This is a genomic window from Glycomyces tenuis DSM 44171 (assembly GCF_000427885.1).
Classification (GTDB): Bacteria; Actinomycetota; Actinomycetes; order Mycobacteriales; family Micromonosporaceae; genus Glycomyces; species Glycomyces tenuis.
On record NZ_KE386602.1, the window covers coordinates 1 to 20318 of the forward strand.

Below are 20318 nucleotides of genomic sequence, written 5' to 3' on the forward strand. Positions count from 1 at the left end.
TGAGGGGCCTTGGAGAATCCGGACACTGCTTCGTTGAATCTGTCTTACGTGTCCTGGGTTATGAGCCGGAGAGCTCGAACGCTTCCCGGACTTCGATCGGCGGGCGGTACCCGTTAGCCGAATGAAGGCGTCTTCGGTTGTACCACAACTCGATCCAAGCCATGATATCTCGCTTGAGCTCGGCTCTTGTAGCGTATGAGACCCGCGACACCAGCTCGTTCTTCAACACCCCGAAGAAGCTCTCGGCCATCGCGTTATCCCAGCAGACGCCTGTCCTGCCAACGGATCTGGCGATGTCGTGGCGGCGGCAGTAGGCGGCGAAGGCCCCGGAGAGGTAGTTCGAGCCCCGGTCGGAATGGAAGATCGCGCCGGGTGCGAAGCGCCGGTCGCGGCGGGCCATCTCCATCGCCTCGACCAGCAGCTCGGTGCGGAAGTGCTCACCGAGGGCGTACCCGACCACTTCCTTGGTGCAGCAGTCCAGCACGGTCGCCAGGTAGGACCAGCCCTGGTCGGTCCAGAGGTAGGTGACGTCGCCGACGAATTTGATCCCCGGTGCTTCGGCGGTGAAGTCGCGGCCGACCAGGTCCGGCAGATCGCTGTCGATGCCGTCGGTGAGGTTGCGGCGCTTCGCCTTCGGCTGGCATGGGACCAGGCCGGCCTGGCGCATCAGGAACCGGACCAGCTCCAGGCTCGCTTCGACGCCGTTGCGCTCCAGCTGGGCCCGGATGCGCCGGTACCCGTAGGTGGCGTCCGACAGCTCGAAGACGTCGATGATCTGGGCGGTCAGTTCCTTGCGTCGACGCGCCGCAGCCGACTCAGGCCGGGTACGCCACTCGTAGAAACCGCTGGTAGAGACCCCCAGTTGGCGGCACATGAAGGTCACCGGGAACGCGTACTCCGGTGCAGGATCGGATCGCATGAGCTCGATGAACTCATACTTGGAGGCTACTGTGGATCCTTCGCGAAGTACGCTGCTGCTTTTTTTAGGAAGGCGACTTCCCGCTCCAGCTCCGCGATGCGTTTCTCCTGCTCACGCACCTTCTTCCGAGCGTCGTCATCGGCTGGTGCAAGCGCTGGCGGCTCGATGCCGCGCTCAGCGCGGGCCTTCTTGACCCAGTTGTGCAGGGTGTACGCCGATATTTCGAGTTCCCGCGCGGTCGAGGCGACGGTCTTGCCCTGGTCGAGGACCATCGCGACGGCCATCTGCTTGAACTCGGGCTTGTAGGTCCGCGGAGTGGGCCTGGTCATGGAAACGGATCATCCTTCCTACCAGCCATTCTAGGCTGTCAGTCCGGCATCCCCAGGGCACCTCAGCCCCGCAGCAGCGAGGCCGCCGCCTGAACCTGGCGGTCAGACCAGACCCCGAATCGGACGGGGACCGTCCCTGGGATGAACGACAGCACATCGGCCCCGCCGTCTTGTCCCAGGTACCTGGGCGCACCGGTGAAACCTCGGCGTTCGAGCAGCTCGAGCAGCGCAGCCATGAAATCGGAGGAGGCGCACACGGGCCTGCGCACCGTATCGCCGAGGCGGACGACGCCGGTCGCGATCCGCCCTCCGGTCAGCGGCACCGCATCAGCGGGGGTGTCGGTCACGAAGGCGCCTCCTACTGACTGAGTACATGGACGAGCCGGCGCCAGCATAGTAGCGAGGAGACGGGGGTGACAAGGCTTCATGCAGATGGGGCCGACGCTTCCGGCAAATGGCGACTTTCCCCTCATTCTGCTGCGGTATCAGTTTCGATGCTCTCGAGTGCCTCCTGACGATCTCTCCTTCGAGCGGTCTGGCGTATCTCATAGGCAAGCACGGCGACTACTGCGGCGGCCATGCCGAGCGTCACCATCGGAGCAGGGCGACAGGCGCGGCGAGGAACAGGGCGGAGGTGGCGATGGGGATAGCACGCCATCCCCAAGGGCGACCGTCGGTCAGCGACAATGGCAGCGAGACGAAGAACCAGTAGAGGAAGAGAGAGCAGCTGCAGCCGTAGACGGCAAGTGGTCCTGGTGCTCCTTCGAACCCGGTTGCCTCGGCACCGATGACGTAAGCCAGGAAGGTGGCGGCGTCGAAGACGCCGGGCCAGAGCAGGAGGCTTCGGGCCCAGGCTGCATTGCTGGCCCGATAGGGCGAGTGGTTGGTCAACGGACGTACTTGCTGTAGAAGAGGTCGTCCTCGACACCGGTGTCGATGTTGTACGCGTAGAGCTTGAGCTCCTCGTCGCCGGTGAAGATCAGCCTCCAGGGGAAGTCGATGGTGCGGGTCTCAGGATGATGGAACTGGATCCACTCGCCGGCCTCAGCCTCAACGCAGTCGATCACAATGATTCCTTCCTCTCCGAACTCCTCGTACGGGTAGTCCTCGCAGAGGGTCCAGGTGCCTTCGTCTCGTAGCGGGGCGAACTCGCTGGCATCGCTGGTCAAGGCGAAGGTGCCGTCCTCGTGGAACTCGATCGTGTAGCTACCGCCTTGCCAGGTGCCGACTACCGACTCGAATGGGACCTTCTCCGTCGGTGGAGCTTCATGTGCGGCTGAGTATCCGCAGGCGAGGGTGATGGTAGCGGCAACCCCGGCCGCCACGAACAGATGAGCGCGGCGGGGTTTGGAGTGAGGAGCCATGTGAATTCCAAGGGGGACGAGATCATGATTTGAACAGGTTCACTTGTGGCAAGTATAGATCAAATCTGAACATGTTCAATTCTGTGTGTCGATCCTGCTGTCAGCATCACATCGACGTCAGGGCACCTCGGTACCCGTCTTGGGCCGGCAGGGGGAGTGTCTGATTCCTGGCTCTGTCGCACTGTCGGGGGTTGCTGAGCGTGATCTGGGATGATGGGTTTGGTGTAGTTGCAACGAGGTCAGGAGAGTTGTCTTTTCTGGACTGTCATCGCTGGATATTGAAGAAGTTCGTGTCCTGGGAGATCGTGTTCGAGTTCTCGCGAAGACGGCCGATGAGGCAGTGGCGTGTCCTGACTGCGGTATCGCCTCGCGTCGGGTCCACGAGTGCTGCGAGCGGACGGTCGCCGATGTACCCGTGGACGCCCGCGAGGTGACCCTGACGGTGCGGGTTCGACGCCTGCGCTGCGAGAACCGCGCGTGTCCGCGCCGGACATGCCGCGAGCAGATCCACGAAGTGCTGGAACGCTATCAGCGGCGAACCGGCCGGTTGGCCCTCCAGGTCGGCGCGGTCGTCCGCGAGCTGGCCGGACGCGCGAGCCAGCGGACGCTTCGAGCGCTGTCGATGGCGGTCTCGCGACATACCGCGATCCGGATGCTTCTGCGCCTGCCCTTGCCACCGCAGCGGACACCGGCGGTGCTGGGCGTCGATGACTTTGCCGTACTGCTCCGTCCCGAGCCGGGCAACGCCGAACGACTCGAAGCGTGGATCACCGCGGTCCGCGCCGAAGACTTGCCCCACCTGCACTCCTTCATCCGCGGCCTCGATCAGGACCGGGCCGCCGTCATCGCCGGTCTCACCCTCCCGTTCCACAACGGCCGAACCGAAGGCGTGAACACGAAAACGAAGCTGACCAAAAGACAAATGTATGGCCGAGCCGGCTTCGAGCTCCTCCGCCACCGCGCCCTGCTCGGATCCAGTCACTGACCGCTATCCCCGAAAGTGCGACAGAGCCAAGGAACTGACACTCCCGGACCCGGCTTTCGTGAAGTCATTGGTTGCTGAGGCCAATGACTCGGTGTCTGAGCTGACGGGTAAATGGGGCTGGGGTGCCGGTCATGGTGCCGGGGTCATGGTCTGTCCACATAGACAGGGGTTGGTTTTCCACCTGGGTGTGTCCACGGAATCTGGCAACCAGGGGCATTCGGTGGCACCCAGTCGCACAGGTGTCGGGCAAATAAAACGCCCCCGGTTCGATCGGGTGATCGGAACCGAGGGCGTTTTTGCTGGTCATGGGCTTGAGCGGGCGACGAGAATCGAACTCGCGTCATTGGTTTGGAAGACCAAGGCTTTACCATTAAGCTACGCCCGCGCTGGTCGCCTGCGGCGAACCGGGAACGAGTGTAGCGTGCGGTCGTTTCCCGCTGCAAGCAGACCTGGGTCAGCCGGTGTGGTCCAGGACGCTGCCCAGGGCGTCGACGCCGGCGAAGGTGTGGACCTGCCAGCCCCGTTCGGCCGCCGCGGCGGTGTTCGCGCGGTTGTCGTCGATGAACAGGAGCTGGTGCGGGGCCGCGGCCAAGGTCGCACGCAGGTGCTCCTCCACCCGTTCGTAGGCCGCCGGGTCCGGTTTGCGGGCCCGCAGGCGGCAGGCGAAGTAGCGGTGGCGGAACCATTCGGCGGCCTCGGGGAAGCGCTCGTCGAAGTACTCGGCGAACAGCGGCCCGTTGTTGGAGAAGATCGCCAGCGGCAGCCCGGCGGAGGTCATCGTGTCCAGGACCTCGTGGTCGAGGGTGAAGGCCGAGGTCCACAGCCGGCTCAGGTCCTCGGTGGTCCCGTCGAAGCCGGTCATGTCCGCCACCTGCTCGCGGATCTGCTCGGGCGTGAACTCGCCGGCCTCGCATCTCGTCTCGAAGCCCGAGTCGAACAGGCGCTGCTCCAGCTCGCCGCGCAGCAGACCGGTCCGCTTGGCCAGGAGCGTGAAGCGGTGCTCGGGGTCGAACTCGAACAGGACGGAGCCGATGTCCGTCACGATGACGCGGATGCCGTCGGCCAAGAGAACCACCTCGTCGCAGCTCGGATTGGCCACACAGCATAACCCGGATCGTCTCACTGTTTGGGAAGGACACTTTCCAGTCCGCCCCTGAGATGGCCGAGGAAGAGGGGGTCGGCGTAGGCCGCCTCGTCGTGGCCCAGCGCCGTGTAGAAGCACCGGCCGGCCTCGAGCCTGCGGTGCCACGCCAGGGGGTGCGGGCGGCCCATCGCGAGCTCGGCGGTGTCGTAGGAGTCCTCGTCGACCTCGAGGAGGACCTCGACGTCGGCGGGTCGTTCGTCGAAGCTGTACCACTCGTCCGTCCAGTTCCACGTCTCGGGGAGATGAGCCGTGGAGGGGTGGGAACCGTCGACGACCTCGATCCTGCCGGGGGAGCGGCCCGGCGGGTGGCCGATGAAGCGGGCGCCGACCAGCTCGCGGTAATAAGGCCACGAGGCCTCCGCGTTGGAGGCGTTGTGGACGCCCATCCAGCCGCCCCCGCCGGTCACGTAGTCGGCCAGCGCGGCCCGTCCCAGCTCGTCGAGCACGTCGCCCGAGGTCGACAGCCACACGACCGCGTCGAACTCGGCGAGCCGGGTCGGGTCGTGGACGGCGGCGTCCTCGGTGTGCTCGGCCCGGTAGCCCAGCTCGTCGGCGAGGGCCTCGAACGCCTCGACCCCCGCGGGGATGGAGTCGTGTCGGAAACCGGTGGTCTTGGTGAACAGCAGGATCGCGGGGGGTGACATCGTCGTCTCCGAGTCTTGACAGCGGTTGCTCAGCGTAGTCTAGGCGGTCTCGGCCTGCCTCGTCGTTCCCAGTGTGCACGGTGGCCTCCGGCGATATCTGCCACACCCGCCGGGATGCGCTGCTCACGACGACCTAGACTCGGTCCGAGCGGGGGTGGATGCCGTCTGTCCGGTCGGACCGGGAACCCTCGCCGTGACGCAATTGATCCATGAAGCGAACTTGATCTAGGAGTACGCCTGTGAAGAGCACTGTCGAGACCCTGAGCCCGACCAGGGTGCGGCTGTCGGTCGAGGTGCCGTTCGAGGAGCTGGCCCCGTACATCAACGAGGCGTACAAGACGGTCGGGCAGCAGATCCGCGTCCCCGGGTTCCGTCCCGGCAAGGCGCCCCGCCCGGTCATCGACCAGCGCGTCGGCCGCGAGTCGGTCTACGCCCAGGCGATGGACCCGGCGGTGCAGGCCAACCTGAACAAGGCCGTCACCGAGAACGACGTGAACGCGCTGGGCCGCCCCGAGCTGACCGAGGTCAAGCCGATCGAGCAGGGCAAACCCTTCGAGTTCGTCGTCGAGACCGACGTGACGCCCGACTACGAGCTTCCCGACTTCTCGACGCTGAACGTCACCGTCGAGGCCGACGACGTCTCCGAGGAGGACGTCGACGCCGACCTGGAGTCCCAGCGCCTGCGCTTCTCCTCGCTCAAGACCGTCGAGCGCGCCGCCGCCGACGGCGACTTCGTCGTCATCGACCTCAAGGCCACCCAGAACGGCGAAGAGGTCGAGGGCGGCTCGGTCAGCGGCATGAGCCACGAGGTCGGATCGGGCAACCTGCTCGACGGCCTGGACGAGGCCCTCATCGGCATGAGCGCCGGCGACGAGAAGACCATCGAGTCGACCCTGGCCGGCGAGCAGGAGGGCGAGACCGCCGAGGTGGAGATCCGCGTCCAGCAGGTCAAGGAGCGCGAGCTGCCCGAGCTCGACGACGAGTTCGCCGAGATGTCGAGCCCGTACGACACGCTCGAGGAGCTGCGCGAGGCCACCCGCGAGCGCCTGGAGCAGCAGGCCGTCACCGGCAAGGCCACCGAGGCGCGCTCCAAGACCCTCGACGCGCTCATCGAGGCCGTCGAGCTGCCGCTGCCGGAGAAGACCGTCGACGACGAGATCGAGCACACCCGCGGCCACCTCGAAGAGCAGGTCACGCAGATGGCCGGCAGCTTCGAGGAGTACCTGGCGGCGATCGAGAAGACCGCCGAGGAGTTCGAGGCGGACCTCCGGGGCGACGTCGAGTCGAACCTGCGCCAGTCGATCATCCTGGGCCGCATCGCCCGCGAGAGGGAGGTCGAGGTCTCCGGCGAGCTCATGACCGCCGAGGTTGTGCGCCAGGCGCAGCAGCGCGGCGTCCCGCAGGAGCAGTTCCAGGACTTCATCGAGCAGCTTCGCGGCAACGGCGGCCTCCAGCAGATCGCCACGCAGCTGCGCCAGCAGCTGGCGCTCGAGGAGGTCGTCAAGGAGGCGACGATCGTCGACGCCAAGGGCAAGGAGCTGACCGAGGACGAGCTGTTCCCCGGCCGAGACCAGGCCGACGCGTCCGAGGAGCCGACCGAGGAGTAGACCCCCGAACGGATGCTTCTGGGGCCCACCGCTTCGCGGTGGGCCCCATTTCGTTGCGCCCGTTTCGGGGACATTCGGCGGAAATTTTCACTACTGGCGGGTAGAGATGCAATTCACCATCATCTAAGGTAAGCATCTAAGTCTTTCAATGAAGCAGACGACCGCACACGGGAGTGCCCCCATGATCCCCCGTTTCCGTCCCACGGGTTCGCAGTCCGGTCCATCGAAGGCGCAATCGGCGGCCGGTTACCTTTTCGCCGCGGTGCTCGCGTTGTCGGTCCTGTCATGGCCGAGCGCCTCGGCCGCCCAAGAGGACGCGGCGGGAGAGGAAATACAGTTCGAATACGGCATCGACGGCGTCTCCTGGTATTGGAGCCGCCAGATCGACGAGACCCTCGAACTGGGCCAGGTCGTGCAGCCGATCGAACTGCCCAACCCGCAGTCCGCGACGACCATGCCGGTCGCCGTCGAGTTCGGCGAGGCCTCGAAAGTCGCTGCGCTGCAGTTCAACCTGATGGAGCGCGGCGTCCCCGAGGGCGCCGGCATCACCGACTTCACCCTGACCGTCGCCGAAGGCGACGACGCGGGCGATGCGCCCACCTTCAACCCCGCGCAGCACCTCATCCAGGCCTGCCCGATCACCGAGGCGTGGAGTCCCGGAGAGGCCGAGATGTGGGACGTCCAACCCCCTGTCGGCGACAATTGCGTCAAGGGGGAGAGGGCCGAACCGGACCCCGAGGAGGTGGCCGAGGCGGAAGGCCTCGAAGACTTCCAGGTGCCGCTTCCGACATGGACGTTCGACCTCTCCGAATTGGCCGAGGACTGGGCCGTCGACCATTTCGCCAATTACGGCGTCATGTTCATGCCCGTCCTGGACGATGCCACGCCGATCGACCTGTGGCAGGTCAATCTGAAGCTGCCGCTGCGCGACGACGCCGAAACCGAGACCGATGAGTACGAGGCCACCGTCGACCGGCTCGGCGCCACCCTCGCCTACGAGCCGCCCGCCGAGACCGTGCCCACCGAAGACTCCGGCGGCGCCACCTCCGGCGGCGTGACCGGCGGCGGAGGCGGCGGCAGCGGTGGCGGCGGTTCGGCGGGCGGATCCGACGCCGAGGCCCCCGCCGAGGAGGCCGCGGCCACCGAGGAGATCGCCCCGGCCGCCTACGAACCGATCGAGCCCCGGATGCCCTGGTACGTCTGGACGCTGATCCCCGCCGGCCTCGTCGGCGCCTACATCCTCCACACCCTCATGGGCGGCACCGCGGCGCCCGTCGCCGCCAGAGGCGCGATCGACCGCATCAGATCCCACAACCTCGCGCGGCGCGGCTGGTCCCTGCCCGTCCCGGCCGGGCTCTTCGAGCGCCTGACCGGACGCGGCGGCAGGGAGGCGGGATGATGCGCGCCTTCGCCCGGCGGCACCGCGGCCGCATGATCGTCGCCCTGCTGGCCGCGACCGCTCTCATCGCCACCGCCTGCGGCCAGTACGAAGGCGTCCACGACCGGTTCGTCGCCGAAGGCGGCTCCAATCCCGGCGTCGACTCCGGCGGCGACGGCTCGGACGGCGGCACCGGTGGGGACACCGGCGGCACCGACGGCGGCGGCACCGACGGCTCGGGCGGCGGGGGAGGAGGCGGCACCGACGGCTCGGGCGCCGACACCGGCGGCGACGGCACCGTCGGCAACGGCGACACCACCGGCGTCACCGACGACTCCATCACCATCGGCATCCACGCGCCCCTGACCGGCGCGGCCCCGCTCCGGCAGGACTCCTTCGAGACCGGCAAGGACCTGTACTGGCAGTACGGGAACGACGGCGGCCCCGTCGAGATCTTCGGACGAGGCGTCGAGACCGTCTTCGCCGACGACCAGTACCGGCCCTCCACGGCCCGCCAGGTCTGCCAGACCATGGCCGAGGAGCAGGAGGCCTTCGCCATCCTCGGCGCCGGCGGCACCGACCAGATCCAGGCCTGCGCCCAGTACGCCGCCAGCGAAGGCGTCCCGTACCTGTCCACCGGCGTCACCGAGACCGGCATGGGCTCCCTCGACACCTACTTCGCCGCCTCGATGACCTACCGGCAGCAGGCGCCCATGCTGGCCGACTACATCAGGAACGACCTGGGCGTCACCGACGCCTCCAACGTCGCCGCCGTGGTCACCAACACTCCGAACTTCGACGACGCCGTCTCCGGCTTCACCGACGCCTTCCCCGGCGTCGAGGTCTTCCGCCCCGACAAGAACGAGCGCGGCTCGTCCTCGGCGGGGAACCTGTGCACCGGCACCGCCAAGAACTACGACGTGGTGTTCGTGCTGACCTCTCCGACCTTCTACCTGGAGATGGCCGCCGCCGCGGCCTGCCGGCCCACCTATGTGGGCGTCGGCGTCAGCATGGGCCTGGACCAGGTGGCCTCCACCGGGTGCAGCACCGGCGGCACCGAGGACGCCCGGTTCTTCAACCCCACGCCCGCCTTCACCGACGCCGGGGAGTACGACCCGGAGTTCCTGGCGGCGGCGAGCGCGGCCGGGATCGAAGTGGACGACGTGGTCTGGATGATGTGGGGCCAGTCCAAGGTGCTCCATCAGATGCTCGAACAGGCGGGGGAGAACCTCGATCGCGGCGCGTTCATGAACGCCGTCTCCGGCTCGACGTTCAGCACCGGCGTCTTCCCCGACCTCGACTACGGGGACAGCCGATTCGGCGCCACCCAGGTCAGCGTCCTGCGCAACGTCTGCGACGGCGGCGGCCACTACGTGACCGACCACGCCTTCGTGAGCGGCTTCTGAAAGGGCACAGTTGAGATGGGCGCCTTCTTCGCACTGGGCCTGTTCCAAGGCGCGGTCTACGGCCTCCTGGCCGTCGGCATCGTCCTGGTCTACAAGGCCAAACGCGTGTTCAACTTCGCCCAGGGCGAGTTCGGCGGCGTCGCCGCGTTCTGCGCCTTCGGCCTCACCGTCGCCCTCGGCCTGCCCTACTGGGTCGGCGTCGTGGGCGGCCTGGCCGCCGCCGTCGCCATGGGCCTGGTGGTCGAACGGGTCGTCGTGCGGCCCCTGGAGTCCTCCTCGCGGACCATCATGCTCGTCGCGCTCGTCGGCGTCGCCCTGTTCGCCGTCGCGGTCACCGTCCTCGCGGCCGAGCCGGTCCCGCGCGTCATGCCGCCGATCGTCGAAGGCGGGACGGTCGACATCCTCGGCGCCGGCATCCTGCCCCAGCAGCTGATCCTCCTCGCCGTCCTCGCGGTCCTGGCCGCGGCCATGGCCTGGTTCTTCAAGACCGACCTCGGCCTCGCCGTCCTCGCCTCCTCACAGGACCTCCGCGCGGCGCAGGTGGTGGGCATCAGCCCGACCGCGGTCTCGCGCCTCGTGTGGGGCCTGGCGGCGCTGCTCGGCGGCATCGCCGGACTCCTGTACGCGCCCGTCGGGATCTTCACCCCCGGCTTCATGACCTTCACGATGCTCGTGCCCGCCTTCGCCGCGGCCGTCCTCGGCGGCATGACGAGCCTGCCCGGCGCGTTCATCGGCGGGCTGGCCATCGGCGTGGTCCAGAACCTCGGCATCTACCTGCTCGGGCAGCAGCTGGCGGTGCCGGGCGCGGCCGAGCTCGGCGTCTTCGCCCTGCTCATGCTCGTCCTCCTCATCCGCCCGCAAGGCCTGTTCGGGAAGGCTGTCTAGCATGACCACGGCGACCCTCGTCCTCACCCGAGTCCGCATCCGCGGCCGCCTCGGCCTGGTCCTGCGCGTCGTGCTCGTCCTCGCCGCGCTCGCCCTGGTGGCCTATCCGCTGTTCTACGGCGGCGACGTCTGGGCCCAGCGCATCAGCCGCGCGGCCATCTACGCCGTCATCGGCCTGTCGATCAACACCCTCACCGGCCACGCCGGCCAGATCTCCCTGGGCCACCAGGCCTTCGTCGGCATCGGCGCGTTCTCGGCGGCCTTCATGGCCTCACAGCTCGCCGCGCCCCTCGGCTTCGGCCTGGCCGCCGCCGCGCTCGCCGGAACCGTGACGGCCCTGCTGGTCGGCATGGTCGCCCTCCGCGTCACCGGCCTGTACCTCACACTCGTGACCCTCGCGTTCGGTCTGACCGCCGAGACCACGATCTTCAACTGGCGCGAGTTCACCGGCGGCGGCGCCGGGGCCTTCGCCCCCAGACCCGCCCTGGTCGAGACCGACTTCGCCTACGCCGTGCTGTGCCTGGGCGTGCTCGCGCTCGTCCTCTACGTCGACTGGCGCCTGGTCTCGACCAAGACCGGCCGCGCACTGGCCGCGGTCCGCAACAACGAGGACATCGCCGCCACCCTCGGCGTCAACGTCACCGGCTACAAGCTCGGCGCGTTCTGCTTCTCGGGGCTGGTCGCCGGGCTCGCGGGCGGCCTGTTCGCGTACTGGAACCAGGTCGTCCAGGCCCTCGACTTCGAGTTCCAGGTGGCGCTCGTGTGGGTCCTCATGACCGTCGTCGGCGGCCTGCGCTCGCGCCTGGGCGTCATCATCGCCTCCTCGTTCTTCGCGCTGCTGCCGCTGACGCTGCCGAACTTCCTCTCCGGCCTGCCCTGGCAGCCGCCGTTCCTCAACGAGGCGGTCTACCACGTCCTGCCGCCGTTCATCGTCGTCGTCATGCTCCTGCTCGTCCTCCGCTTCTTCCCCGGCGGCATCGGGCAGCTCCTGGCGCCGGTGACCAGACGGGGCGGCCCCAAAGGAGCCAAGCGATGAAGCGCACCGGACGCCACCTGCTCAAGGCCGACGGCCTGGGACTCCGCTTCGGCGGTCTCCAAGTCCTCGACGAGCTGTCGCTGACCGTCCCCGAAGGCCGGATCGTCGGCCTCATCGGCCCCAACGGCGCCGGCAAGACCTCCTGCTTCAACTGCCTGACCGGCATCTACCGGCCCCAGCGCGGCCGCGTCTCCTTCGACGGCCGCGACGTCTCCCGACTGCCCACCCACCGCCGCGCGCGCCTCGGCATGACCCGCACCTGGCAGAACCTCGGCGTCATCGACTCCCTGACCGTCACCGAGAACGTCATGCTCGCCCAGCACCAGCGCGCCGGCTACGGCGCGCTCGCCGGGATCCTCGGCATGGCCGGCACCTGGCACCGCGAACGCGAACTGCGCCGCGACGCCGCCGAGATCCTCGACTACTTCGGCCTCGCCGACGTCGCCGGCGAACGGGTCGCCGAGCTGCCCTACGGCACCCGCAAGACCTGCGACATGGCCATGGCCCTGGCCTCGGACCCGAAGCTGCTCCTGCTCGACGAGCCCGCCTCCGGCCTGAGCCCCGAGGAGGCGCTCGGCCTGGCCGACACGCTGCGCGAGCTGCGCGACCGGCTGCGGCTGACCATCCTCATGATCGAGCACCACGTGCCGCTGGTGGCCGAGGTGTGCGACTACGTCTACGTCCTCAACTTCGGGCGGCTGCTCACCGAGGGCGGCCCAGAGGAGATCCAGCGGCATCCCGATGTGATCGCCGCCTACCTGGGAGACGGCCATGCCACTGCTTGAAGTCTCGAACCTGCGCGCCGGCTACGGCTCGGTCCCGGTGCTCCACGGCGTCGACATGAGCGTCGAGGAGGGCTCGAACGCGGTCCTGCTCGGCCTCAACGGCGCCGGGAAGTCGACCACGCTCATGACGCTCGCCGGGCTGCTGCCGGCCACCGGCGGCGAGATCCTCTACCGCGGCCGGCCCCTGACCGGCCCGCCGTCCGCCCGCGTGCGGGCCGGGATCGTGCTGGTCCCCGAAGGGCGCCACGTCTTCCCGGCGCTGACGGTGAGGCAGAACCTGCGCCTGGGCGCGTGGACGGTCCGCCGCGACGCGCGGCGGGTGCGCCAGAACCTCAACGACGTCCACTCGATCTTCCCGCGCCTCGCCGAGCGCGCCGACCAGCAGGCCGGGACGCTCTCCGGAGGCGAGCAGCAGATGCTGGCGATCGGCCGCGGCCTCATGTCCAGCCCGCGCCTGCTGCTCATCGACGAGGCCTCGCTCGGACTCTCGCCCAAGCTCACCGAGCAGGTCTTCGCCGCCGTGCAGCTGATCAACCAGCGGGGCGTGACGGTCCTGATGGTCGAGCAGAACGCCGGGGTGCTCGCGCAGGCCGACACCGCGTTCGTGATGCAGCAGGGCCGCATCACGGCCACCGGCTCGGGCTCCCGGACACTCGAGGACGAGGCGGTCCGGGCGGCCTACTTCGGCTCCTGAGCGGCCTCGGCCGGCTCCCGCGCCTCCTCCTGCGCGCGCACCTCGTCCTCGGACTCCTCGGCGACGGCCTTGAGCAGCTCGGCGGCGCGCCGGGCGGTGCGCTCGGCGGCGTCGAGGACGACCGAGGCCAGCACGAGGGTCGAGCCGACGACGATCAGGCCGAGGCCGGCGGCGCCGCCGGAGACGAGATAGGGCATCTGGCAGTCGACGCAGCCGACCTCGGCCATGCCCATCCAGCCGAAGGTGATGACCGCTCCTCCGGCGAGCCAGAAGAGGATGCCGACGAGGCGCAGGCGCGCCGTGGGGGAACCGGACACAATTCACTCCATTGTGATGCATACGAGGGTGCTTCGGCTCGCGTTGCCGCGAGGCAATTAAACCTATCAATATCCTGGCGAAAGCGGCAGGCCCCATGGCGACATACCGCCCGCCACGGTCCTCGGCGGGCCGCCGGAACCGCGCCGTCGCACACCGAGTGCGAGGCTCCCGCCCGGGTACACCCGAGGATGGACCCGGCCCGCCGGCGGGGCTCCGCTGGAAGCGAACACGGAGCCCAGCCGCGTCCGATCGTCGCCCCGACGGGCTAAGGTCTGGGAGGTAACCGCAAAGCCGAGTGCATATCGCCGAGACAGAATGAAGGTGCAAGACATGGAGCATTCGATTCCATTCTCCTCGGAGCTGGAGAGGAACGTCTTCCTCCCCGCCGCCCGTCGTGGTGGCAACGGCGCGAGTTCGCCGGGGCTGGACGACATGGTGTTCGACCGCCTGCTGAAGGAACGGGTGATCTTCCTCGGCTCCGAGGTGAACTCCGAGATCGCCAACCGGCTGTGCGCGCAGCTCATCCTGCTCGAAGCCGAGGACGACGAGCGCGACATCAAGCTCTACATCAACTCGCCCGGCGGCTCGGTGTACGACGGCATGGCCATCTACGACACCATGCAGTACATCAAGAACGACGTCGCCACCGTCGCGATGGGCATGGCCGCCTCCATGGGCCAGCTGCTCCTGTGCGCCGGCACCTCCGGGAAGCGCTATGCCCTGCCCCACGCCCGCATCATGATGCACCAGCCCTCGGGCGGCATCGGCGGCACCGCCTCCGACGTGGCGATCCTGGCCGAGCAGATGCTCTACACCAAGCAGATGTTCCAAGAGCGCGTCGCCCACCACACCGGGCGCTCGGTCGAGGAGATCGAGACCGACTCCGACCGCGACCGCTGGTTCACCGCCGCCGAGGCGAAGGACTACGGCTTCATCGACCACGTGGTCCAGCGGGTGACCGAGCTCCCCGCCGAGGCCCAGTAGAGAACGAGGGGAAGCATCAGAACCATGGACTACCACATGCCGTCCGGCCAGGCCCCGCACCAGCCGCAGGCCCGCTACATCGTCCCGTCGTTCACCGAGAAGACCTCGTACGGGGTCAAGGAGATGAACCCGTACAACAAGATGTTCGAAGACCGGATCATCTTCCTCGGGTCCCCGGTCGACGACACCTCGGCCAACGACATCATGAGCCAGCTGATCGTCCTCGAGGGCAACGACCCCGAGCGCGACATCATCATGTACATCAACTCGCCCGGCGGCTCGCTGACGGCCCTCATGGCCATCTACGACACGATGCAGTACGTGCGTCCCGACATCCAGACCGTGTGCATGGGCCAGGCCGCCTCGGCCGCCGCCGTGCTCCTGGCCGCCGGGACGCCCGGGAAGCGCACCGCGCTGCCGAACTCGCGCGTGATCATCCACCAGCCCGCCACCGAGGGCACCTTCGGGCAGGCGTCCGACATGGAGATCCAGGCCCGCGAGATCATGCGCATGCGCGATCAGCTGGAGAAGGTCCTCGCCCGGCACACCGGCCAGGACCTGACCCAGGTCCGCAAGGACATCGAGCGCGACAAGATCTTCACCGCCGAGGAGGCCGTGGCCTACGGCCTGGTCGACAACGTGCTGAACTACCGCAAGAAGAACGCGCTGCCCGCCGAGGCGGCGGCCTGAATCGGGCTCCGCGGTGACGAGAGCGCGACGGGCCGACGGACCGCCCGCGGAGCCGTCGGCCCGCCGCCCCTCGCGCCACGGGAAGCGCTCGCGCCGCGTTCGCGGGCTCGTCGCCGGGCACCTGGAACGGCCCGTGAGCTCGCCACTGAGCGCATGCCACGGCTCGTGGGCTCGCCGCGACGGAGCCTCGCCTCCAGGCGATCGCTTCACTTTGTCGCCCGCTCGCGGTACCGTGGCGCTGGCGCCAAGCGGACCGCTCGCCGCGTCCGCCCAGGTGCCGCCCGCCCGCTCGGGATCCTCGCCGCGGGTGGCGTACAGACCACAAATGCGAAATAATCGATTGAGACACCGGTTCGTCCAGAATCAACCGAGCGCACAAGACAACTCATCGCTCGCGAGCGGCGTCTGACCGCCTTGCGGGCCGTACATGGGACTCGCCAACGAAGGGAGCTACTGCGATGGCGCCACGCCTCGGAGACAGCGAGATCTTGAAGTGCTCGTTCTGCTCGAAGTCGCAGCGGCAGGTCGTGAAACTGATCGCTGGACCGAACAACGTCTACATCTGCAACGAGTGCATCGACCTCTGCAACGAGATCATCGAAGAGGAGTTCGCCGAGGCGGCCGAGGTGGCCTGGGAGGACCTTCCCAAGCCCAAGGAGATCGTCGAGTTCCTCGACCAGTGGGTCATCGGACAGGACGACGCCAAGCGCTCCCTGGCGGTCGCGGTCTACAACCACTACAAGCGCGTCCAGCTCGATGAGCTGGGCTCCACGAAGGCCGGCGTCGAGCACGTCGAGCTCCAGAAGTCGAACATCCTCCTCGTCGGCCCCACCGGCTCGGGCAAGACCCACCTGGCCCAGACCCTCGCCAGAATGCTCGACGTGCCGTTCGCGATCGCCGACGCCACCGCCCTGACCGAGGCCGGCTATGTCGGCGAGGACGTCGAGAACATCCTCCTCAAACTCATCCAGGCGGCCGACTTCGACGTCAAACGCGCCGAGACCGGCATCATCTACATCGACGAGATCGACAAGGCCGGCAGGAAGGCCGACAACCCCTCGATCACGCGCGACGTCTCCGGCGAGGGCGTGCAGCAGGCGCTGCTGAAGATCCTGGAGGGCACCGTCGCATCGGTGCCGCCGCAGGGCGGGCGCAAGCACCCCCACCAGGAGCACATCCAGATCGACACCACGAACATCCTGTTCATCTGCGGCGGGGCCTTCGCCGGGATCGAGGAGATCATCAAGAACCGGATCGGCAAGCGCACGGTGGGCTTCACCGCGCCGCTGCGGTCGGTCGAGGACGAGGCCGCGGACGCGCTCGTCTCCCAGGTCATGCCCGACGACCTGCTGAAATACGGGCTCATCCCGGAGATGGTCGGGCGCCTGCCGGTGCTGACCACTGTGAACCACCTCGACAAGGCGGCGCTGCTGCGGATCCTGACCGAGCCGAAGAACGCGCTGGTGAAGCAGTACCAGCGGCTGCTGGAGCTGGACGGCGTGGAACTGGAGTTCGCCGAGGACGCGCTGGAGCCGATCGTGGAGTCGGCGATGCTGCGAGGCACCGGCGCGCGCGGGCTGCGCGCGATCCTCGAAGAGGTGCTGCAACCGGTGATGTTCGAGATCCCGTCGCGCGCCGACGAGGTGGCGAAGGTCCGGATCACCGCCGACGTGGTGCGCCGCAACGTGAACCCCACCCTGGTGCCGAGAACGAAGTCCACCCCGCGCCGCCCCTCCCGCACCCGCCGAGAGAAGTCGGCCTGACGGCGCCCGGGCGGAGGACGGCACGCACGCCGCACCGCTCACCGCCGACCCGGCGAAGCGCCGCCCGACGAGCCGACCACCGCGAGGGCCCGGACCATCCGACCGTGCCTTCCGTGGTCCCCACGCACGGCGGGCGCACCGCGCGCCGCCGCGAAGCGGGCCGCTTCGGGAGGCCCGGCCGTCTGGTCCGTGTCCGACGTGCTCACCGCCGACCCGGCAGCACGGGGCCTGTCCGAGGAACGGGGAGCGCCGCCGCGAAGCGGGCCGCTTCGGGAGGTCGGGGCGTCTGGTCCGCCTCCCGCGTGCTCACCGCCGACCCGGCGGCCCGGCCTGTCCGAAAACCGGGGGAGCGGCGCCTTCACGGCGCGGTTCGAGCCTCGGGCGCGCACGGGAAAAGGGCCGGGCTCCGCCCGGCCCTCTCCGTCGGTCGCTCAGTCTTCCTTCCGCTCGTCGTCGCGCAGCTGGCGGTCGAGGTCGCGCAGGAAGTCCGGGTCGTCGTCCGGCGCGACCGGGCCGCGGGGCCGGCGCGGGCCGCCGCCGGCGCCTCCGCCGGGCCGCCCCGGCCCCCGTTGCCCGCCTTCGGGTCTGGCCCGCCCCATCAGGAACCACAGCACCGCGCCCGCGACCGGCAGGAGCACGATGATCAGCACCCACCAGCCCCGCGAGAGCCGCCGGGGGGCTCGCTCGCCGCCCAGGCAGTCGGCCACCGCGGCGATCAGCAGCGCCAGGTGGATGAGGAACAGGAAGACCGCAACCCGGATCATGTCCCAATCATGCCTTGTCCGACTCGGCCGGGACAACAACGGCTCGGGGTGTTACTCAGCAGTAACTTCATAGGATATAGTTCAGGTCAGTACGCACCTACCCTGCGGAGGTTGTCGATGAACATCGTGGTTCTGGTCAAGCAAGTCCCCGACTCGGGGCTCGCGAGACAGCTGGACGCCCAGTTGCGGGTCGACCGCAACGGCCCCAACAACGTCATGGGGGAGCTCGACGAATACGCCGTCGAGGCCGCCCTCCAGCTCAAGGAGGCCCACGGCGGCGAGGTCACCGTCCTCACGCTCGGCCCCGACCAGGCGACCGAAACCGTCCGCAAGACGCTCGCCATGGGCGCCGACAAGGCCGTGCACATCAGCGACGAGGCCGCGGCGGGTTCCGACGCCCTCGCCACCTCCAAGCTCCTGGCCGCCGCTCTCGGCCGCCTCGAATGGGACCTCGTCATCGCCGGCGCCGAGTCCACCGACTCCGGCATGGGCGTCATGCCGCACCTGCTCGCCGCCCGCACCGGCGCCGCGGCGGCCACCGGCGCCCGCAAGATCGACGTCGACGGCGACACGATCACCGTCGAGCACCAGCGGGACAACGGCTACGACGTCCTCACCGCGTCCCTGCCGGCGATCGTCTCCGTATGGGACACGATCAACACGCCGCGCTACCCCTCGCTCAAGGGCATCATGGCCGCCAAGCGCAAGAGCGTCGAGACGCTCACCGCTGCCGACCTCGGCGTCGACCCGAGCGAGATCGGCGGCGACGCCGCCGCCACCGAGGTGCTCAGCGCCACCGACCGGCCCGAGCGCACCGCCGGCCAGATCGTCACCGATGAGGGCGACGGCGGACGACAGCTCGCCGCCTTCCTCGCCGCCGAGAAGTTCATCTAGGAGACCGCCATGGCCGACATCCTCGTCTACGTACCCGAATCCGGCAAGCACGCCGCCGAGGTCCTCACGCTCGCGCGGTCCCTCGGCGACGTCACCGCGATCGCCTTCGACGACCAGTCCACCGCCCTGGCGAGCGAATACGGCGCCGCCAAGGTCTACCGCGTCACCGCCGACGGCGTCGACGACTACTTCGTCGAGCCCAAGGCGACGATCCTGACCGATCTGGCCCGCCAGGCCGGACCGGACGCGTTCCTGCTGCCGAGCACCGACGAGGGCAAGGCGCTGGCCGCCCGGCTCGCCGTCGCCCTCGACAACGGGCTCCTGACCGACGTCACCGGTCTGGACGCCGAAGGCGCCAGGCAGGACATCTTCGCGGGCGCCACCGTCACGGCCTCGAAGATCACCAAGGGCTTCACGCTCGCCACGGTCAAGGCCGGCGCCACCGCCGCCGAGCCCGCTCCCGGCGAGCCGGCCGTGGAGGCCGTCGAGGTCCGAGTCGCCGACGCCGACAAGCGCGTCCGCATCGCCGAGCGGGTCGACGAGCCCGCGGGCGACCGCCCCGGCCTGTCCGAGGCCGACGTGGTCGTCTCCGGCGGCCGCGGCGTCGGCTCGGCGGAGGACTTCGCGCTCATCGAGCGCGTCGCCGACGCCCTCGGCGGCGCGGTCGGCGCCTCCAGGGCCGCCACCGACGCCGGGTACTACCCGCACAAGTTCCAGGTCGGGCAGACCGGCACCACGGTCAGCCCGCAGCTGTACGTCGCCGCGGGCATCTCCGGGGCGATCCAGCACCGGGCCGGGATGCAGACCTCCAAGGTCATCGTCGCGGTCAACAAGGACGCCGACGCCCCGATCTTCGGCATGGCCGACTTCGGCGTCGTCGGCGACCTGTTCGAGGTGCTCCCGCAGGTCCTCGAAGAGGCCGAGAAGCGCAAGTAGGGCGGGCTCCCGAGCCCGCCCACGGCCCGCGGCCGCCGTCGAGGCGTCCGCGGGCCGACGCCGTCCGCGGGGGCGTAACCGATGCGAAACAACTGTGAGTTAGGCTTCGACACAGCCTCTCGTTATGAGAAACCTACAGATGATGTTGGAGGAATCCGCAATGGCAGCCCCAGCAGCCGCGCTCGACGCGCCAAGGGTCCTTGCAGACCTGCTCCCCGCCGCCTCGCGCGCCCGCGCGATCACCCGCGACGCCGTGCTCGTCCTCGGCGGTGCCGCCCTCGTCGGTGCCTCGGCCCAGGTCGCGTTCACGATCCCCCAGATCAGCCCGGTCCCGTTCGTCCTGACGACCTTCACCGTGCTGCTCCTGGGCGCCGCCTACGGCCCGCTGCGAGCCGGGCTCACACTGGCCGTCTACCTCGCCGCGGGCGTGGCGGGCATGCCGTGGTTCACCGACGGGACCTCCGGCTGGACGCACGCCAGCTTCGGCTACATCCCGGGCTTCCTCGTGGCCGCCGTCGCGGTCGGCTGGCTCGCCGGGCGCGGCGCCGACCGCACCGTCCTCAAGACCGTCGGCCTCATGGTCGTCGGCAACGTCATCATGTACGCCTTCGGCGTCCCCTACCTGGCCTTCGCGGCGAACCTCGACGCCGCGACCGCCGTCGAGCAGGGCGTCCTGCCGTACCTGGCCGGCGACTTCGTCAAGCTGCTCGCCGCCGCGGCGCTCCTGCCGGGCGCCTGGTGGGCCGTCAACCGCTTCCGCTCGGACGAGCGGTAGCAGCGCACGCGACAGGGG

At 68.9% G+C, this 20318-nt stretch carries 23 protein-coding genes and 1 tRNA gene; 14 read left to right on the plus strand and 10 right to left on the minus strand.

Translation table 11 applies throughout. The features are described from left to right. Positions 1-58 precede the first annotated feature (58 nt). The 5 genes from YWW_RS0126125 to YWW_RS0126140 form a co-directional block, all read right to left on the minus strand. Positions 59-928, minus strand: coding sequence for an IS3 family transposase (locus YWW_RS0126125; protein WP_026932017.1), 870 nt, complete (start codon positions 926-928; stop codon positions 59-61). 17 nt (positions 929-945) lie between these two features. After that, a complete protein-coding gene (locus tag YWW_RS0126130) occupies positions 946-1248 on the minus strand; it encodes a transposase (protein ID WP_026932016.1) in 303 nt (100 codons plus the stop codon). Positions 1249-1310: 62 nt separating this feature from the next. Further along, the gene (locus tag YWW_RS0126135) at positions 1311-1595 is read right to left on the minus strand and encodes a hypothetical protein (protein ID WP_026932381.1); all 285 of its coding nucleotides are present in this window, start codon (positions 1593-1595) and stop codon (positions 1311-1313) included. A 241-nt stretch (positions 1596-1836) separates the two neighbouring features. Beyond that, positions 1837-2139: a hypothetical protein gene (locus YWW_RS36370; RefSeq protein WP_155830420.1), complete on the minus strand. Its 303-nt coding sequence runs from the start codon at positions 2137-2139 to the stop codon at positions 1837-1839. Further along, a complete protein-coding gene (locus YWW_RS0126140) occupies positions 2136-2612 on the minus strand; it encodes a hypothetical protein (RefSeq protein WP_026932382.1) in 477 nt (158 codons plus the stop codon). Before YWW_RS0126140 ends, YWW_RS36370 begins: the two co-directional genes overlap by 4 nt. A gap of 262 nt (positions 2613-2874) precedes the next feature. Here YWW_RS0126140 and YWW_RS35555 point away from each other — a divergent pair, with 262 nt between their 5' ends. Next, positions 2875-3597 carry a transposase gene (locus YWW_RS35555; protein ID WP_081687798.1) on the plus strand — a complete coding sequence of 241 codons (723 nt, stop codon included), beginning with the start codon at positions 2875-2877 and terminating at the stop codon, positions 3595-3597. A gap of 314 nt (positions 3598-3911) precedes the next feature. Here the strand turns inward: YWW_RS35555 and YWW_RS0126150 are convergent. From YWW_RS0126150 to YWW_RS0126160, 3 genes are all read right to left on the minus strand, one after another. Then, positions 3912-3982 (minus strand) — tRNA-Gly (locus YWW_RS0126150). Between the two features lie 69 nt (positions 3983-4051). Beyond that, positions 4052-4663 (minus strand): HAD family hydrolase, encoded by a 612-nt coding sequence (locus tag YWW_RS34605; protein ID WP_155830421.1) that lies wholly within the window; start codon positions 4661-4663, stop codon positions 4052-4054. A 53-nt stretch (positions 4664-4716) separates the two neighbouring features. Continuing rightward, positions 4717-5385 (minus strand): ThuA domain-containing protein, encoded by a 669-nt coding sequence (locus YWW_RS0126160; RefSeq protein WP_026932385.1) that lies wholly within the window; start codon positions 5383-5385, stop codon positions 4717-4719. A 239-nt stretch (positions 5386-5624) separates the two neighbouring features. Between YWW_RS0126160 and tig the strand changes: the two genes are divergently transcribed. From tig to YWW_RS0126195, 7 genes are all read left to right on the plus strand, one after another. Further along, entirely contained in the window at positions 5625-6992 is a 1368-nt protein-coding gene (gene tig, locus YWW_RS0126165; protein WP_026932386.1) for a trigger factor, read from the plus strand. 262 nt (positions 6993-7254) lie between these two features. Beyond that, entirely contained in the window at positions 7255-8391 is a 1137-nt protein-coding gene (locus YWW_RS0126170; protein ID WP_026932387.1) for a hypothetical protein, read from the plus strand. Continuing rightward, entirely contained in the window at positions 8388-9776 is a 1389-nt protein-coding gene (locus tag YWW_RS0126175) for an ABC transporter substrate-binding protein (RefSeq protein WP_026932388.1), read from the plus strand. The genes YWW_RS0126170 and YWW_RS0126175 overlap by 4 nt, the downstream gene beginning before the upstream one ends. Before the next feature lie 15 nt (positions 9777-9791). Beyond that, positions 9792-10661 (plus strand): branched-chain amino acid ABC transporter permease, encoded by an 870-nt coding sequence (locus YWW_RS0126180; protein ID WP_026932389.1) that lies wholly within the window; start codon positions 9792-9794, stop codon positions 10659-10661. A 1-nt stretch (position 10662) separates the two neighbouring features. Beyond that, complete coding sequence (locus tag YWW_RS0126185) at positions 10663-11697, plus strand: branched-chain amino acid ABC transporter permease (RefSeq protein WP_026932390.1); 1035 nt, start codon at positions 10663-10665, stop codon at positions 11695-11697. Further along, entirely contained in the window at positions 11694-12482 is a 789-nt protein-coding gene (locus YWW_RS0126190) for an ABC transporter ATP-binding protein (protein ID WP_026932391.1), read from the plus strand. The genes YWW_RS0126185 and YWW_RS0126190 overlap by 4 nt, the downstream gene beginning before the upstream one ends. Beyond that, entirely contained in the window at positions 12469-13176 is a 708-nt protein-coding gene (locus tag YWW_RS0126195; RefSeq protein ID WP_026932392.1) for an ABC transporter ATP-binding protein, read from the plus strand. Before YWW_RS0126190 ends, YWW_RS0126195 begins: the two co-directional genes overlap by 14 nt. On the opposite strand, the gene YWW_RS33260 is transcribed toward YWW_RS0126195, so the two are convergent. Then, positions 13161-13493, minus strand: a complete 333-nt coding sequence (locus YWW_RS33260; protein ID WP_035700549.1) for a hypothetical protein — start codon at positions 13491-13493, stop codon at positions 13161-13163. The genes YWW_RS0126195 and YWW_RS33260 overlap by 16 nt on opposite strands. Before the next feature lie 331 nt (positions 13494-13824). On the opposite strand from YWW_RS33260, the gene YWW_RS0126205 reads away from it, so the two are divergent. The 3 genes from YWW_RS0126205 (at position 13825) to clpX (ending at position 16931) form a co-directional block, all read left to right on the plus strand. Then, positions 13825-14478: a ClpP family protease gene (locus YWW_RS0126205; protein WP_081687799.1), complete on the plus strand. Its 654-nt coding sequence runs from the start codon at positions 13825-13827 to the stop codon at positions 14476-14478. Between the two features lie 36 nt (positions 14479-14514). After that, entirely contained in the window at positions 14515-15168 is a 654-nt protein-coding gene (locus tag YWW_RS0126210) for an ATP-dependent Clp protease proteolytic subunit (RefSeq protein ID WP_026932394.1), read from the plus strand. A gap of 458 nt (positions 15169-15626) precedes the next feature. Further along, complete coding sequence (clpX, locus tag YWW_RS0126215; RefSeq protein WP_026932395.1) at positions 15627-16931, plus strand: ATP-dependent Clp protease ATP-binding subunit ClpX; 1305 nt, start codon at positions 15627-15629, stop codon at positions 16929-16931. A 431-nt stretch (positions 16932-17362) separates the two neighbouring features. Here clpX and YWW_RS33265 read toward each other — a convergent pair whose 3' ends face one another. Continuing rightward, positions 17363-17695, minus strand: coding sequence for a PLD nuclease N-terminal domain-containing protein (locus tag YWW_RS33265; RefSeq protein WP_051326346.1), 333 nt, complete (start codon positions 17693-17695; stop codon positions 17363-17365). Between the two features lie 117 nt (positions 17696-17812). On the opposite strand from YWW_RS33265, the gene YWW_RS0126225 reads away from it, so the two are divergent. The 3 genes from YWW_RS0126225 to YWW_RS0126235 all read left to right on the plus strand — a co-directional run bounded on the left by YWW_RS0126225 (position 17813) and on the right by YWW_RS0126235 (position 20300). Next, entirely contained in the window at positions 17813-18589 is a 777-nt protein-coding gene (locus YWW_RS0126225) for an electron transfer flavoprotein subunit beta/FixA family protein (protein ID WP_026932396.1), read from the plus strand. Positions 18590-18598: 9 nt separating this feature from the next. Further along, the gene (locus YWW_RS0126230; RefSeq protein WP_026932397.1) at positions 18599-19525 is read left to right on the plus strand and encodes an electron transfer flavoprotein subunit alpha/FixB family protein; all 927 of its coding nucleotides are present in this window, start codon (positions 18599-18601) and stop codon (positions 19523-19525) included. A 160-nt stretch (positions 19526-19685) separates the two neighbouring features. Beyond that, the gene (locus YWW_RS0126235; RefSeq protein ID WP_026932398.1) at positions 19686-20300 is read left to right on the plus strand and encodes a biotin transporter BioY; all 615 of its coding nucleotides are present in this window, start codon (positions 19686-19688) and stop codon (positions 20298-20300) included. Positions 20301-20318: the final 18 nt, after the last annotated feature.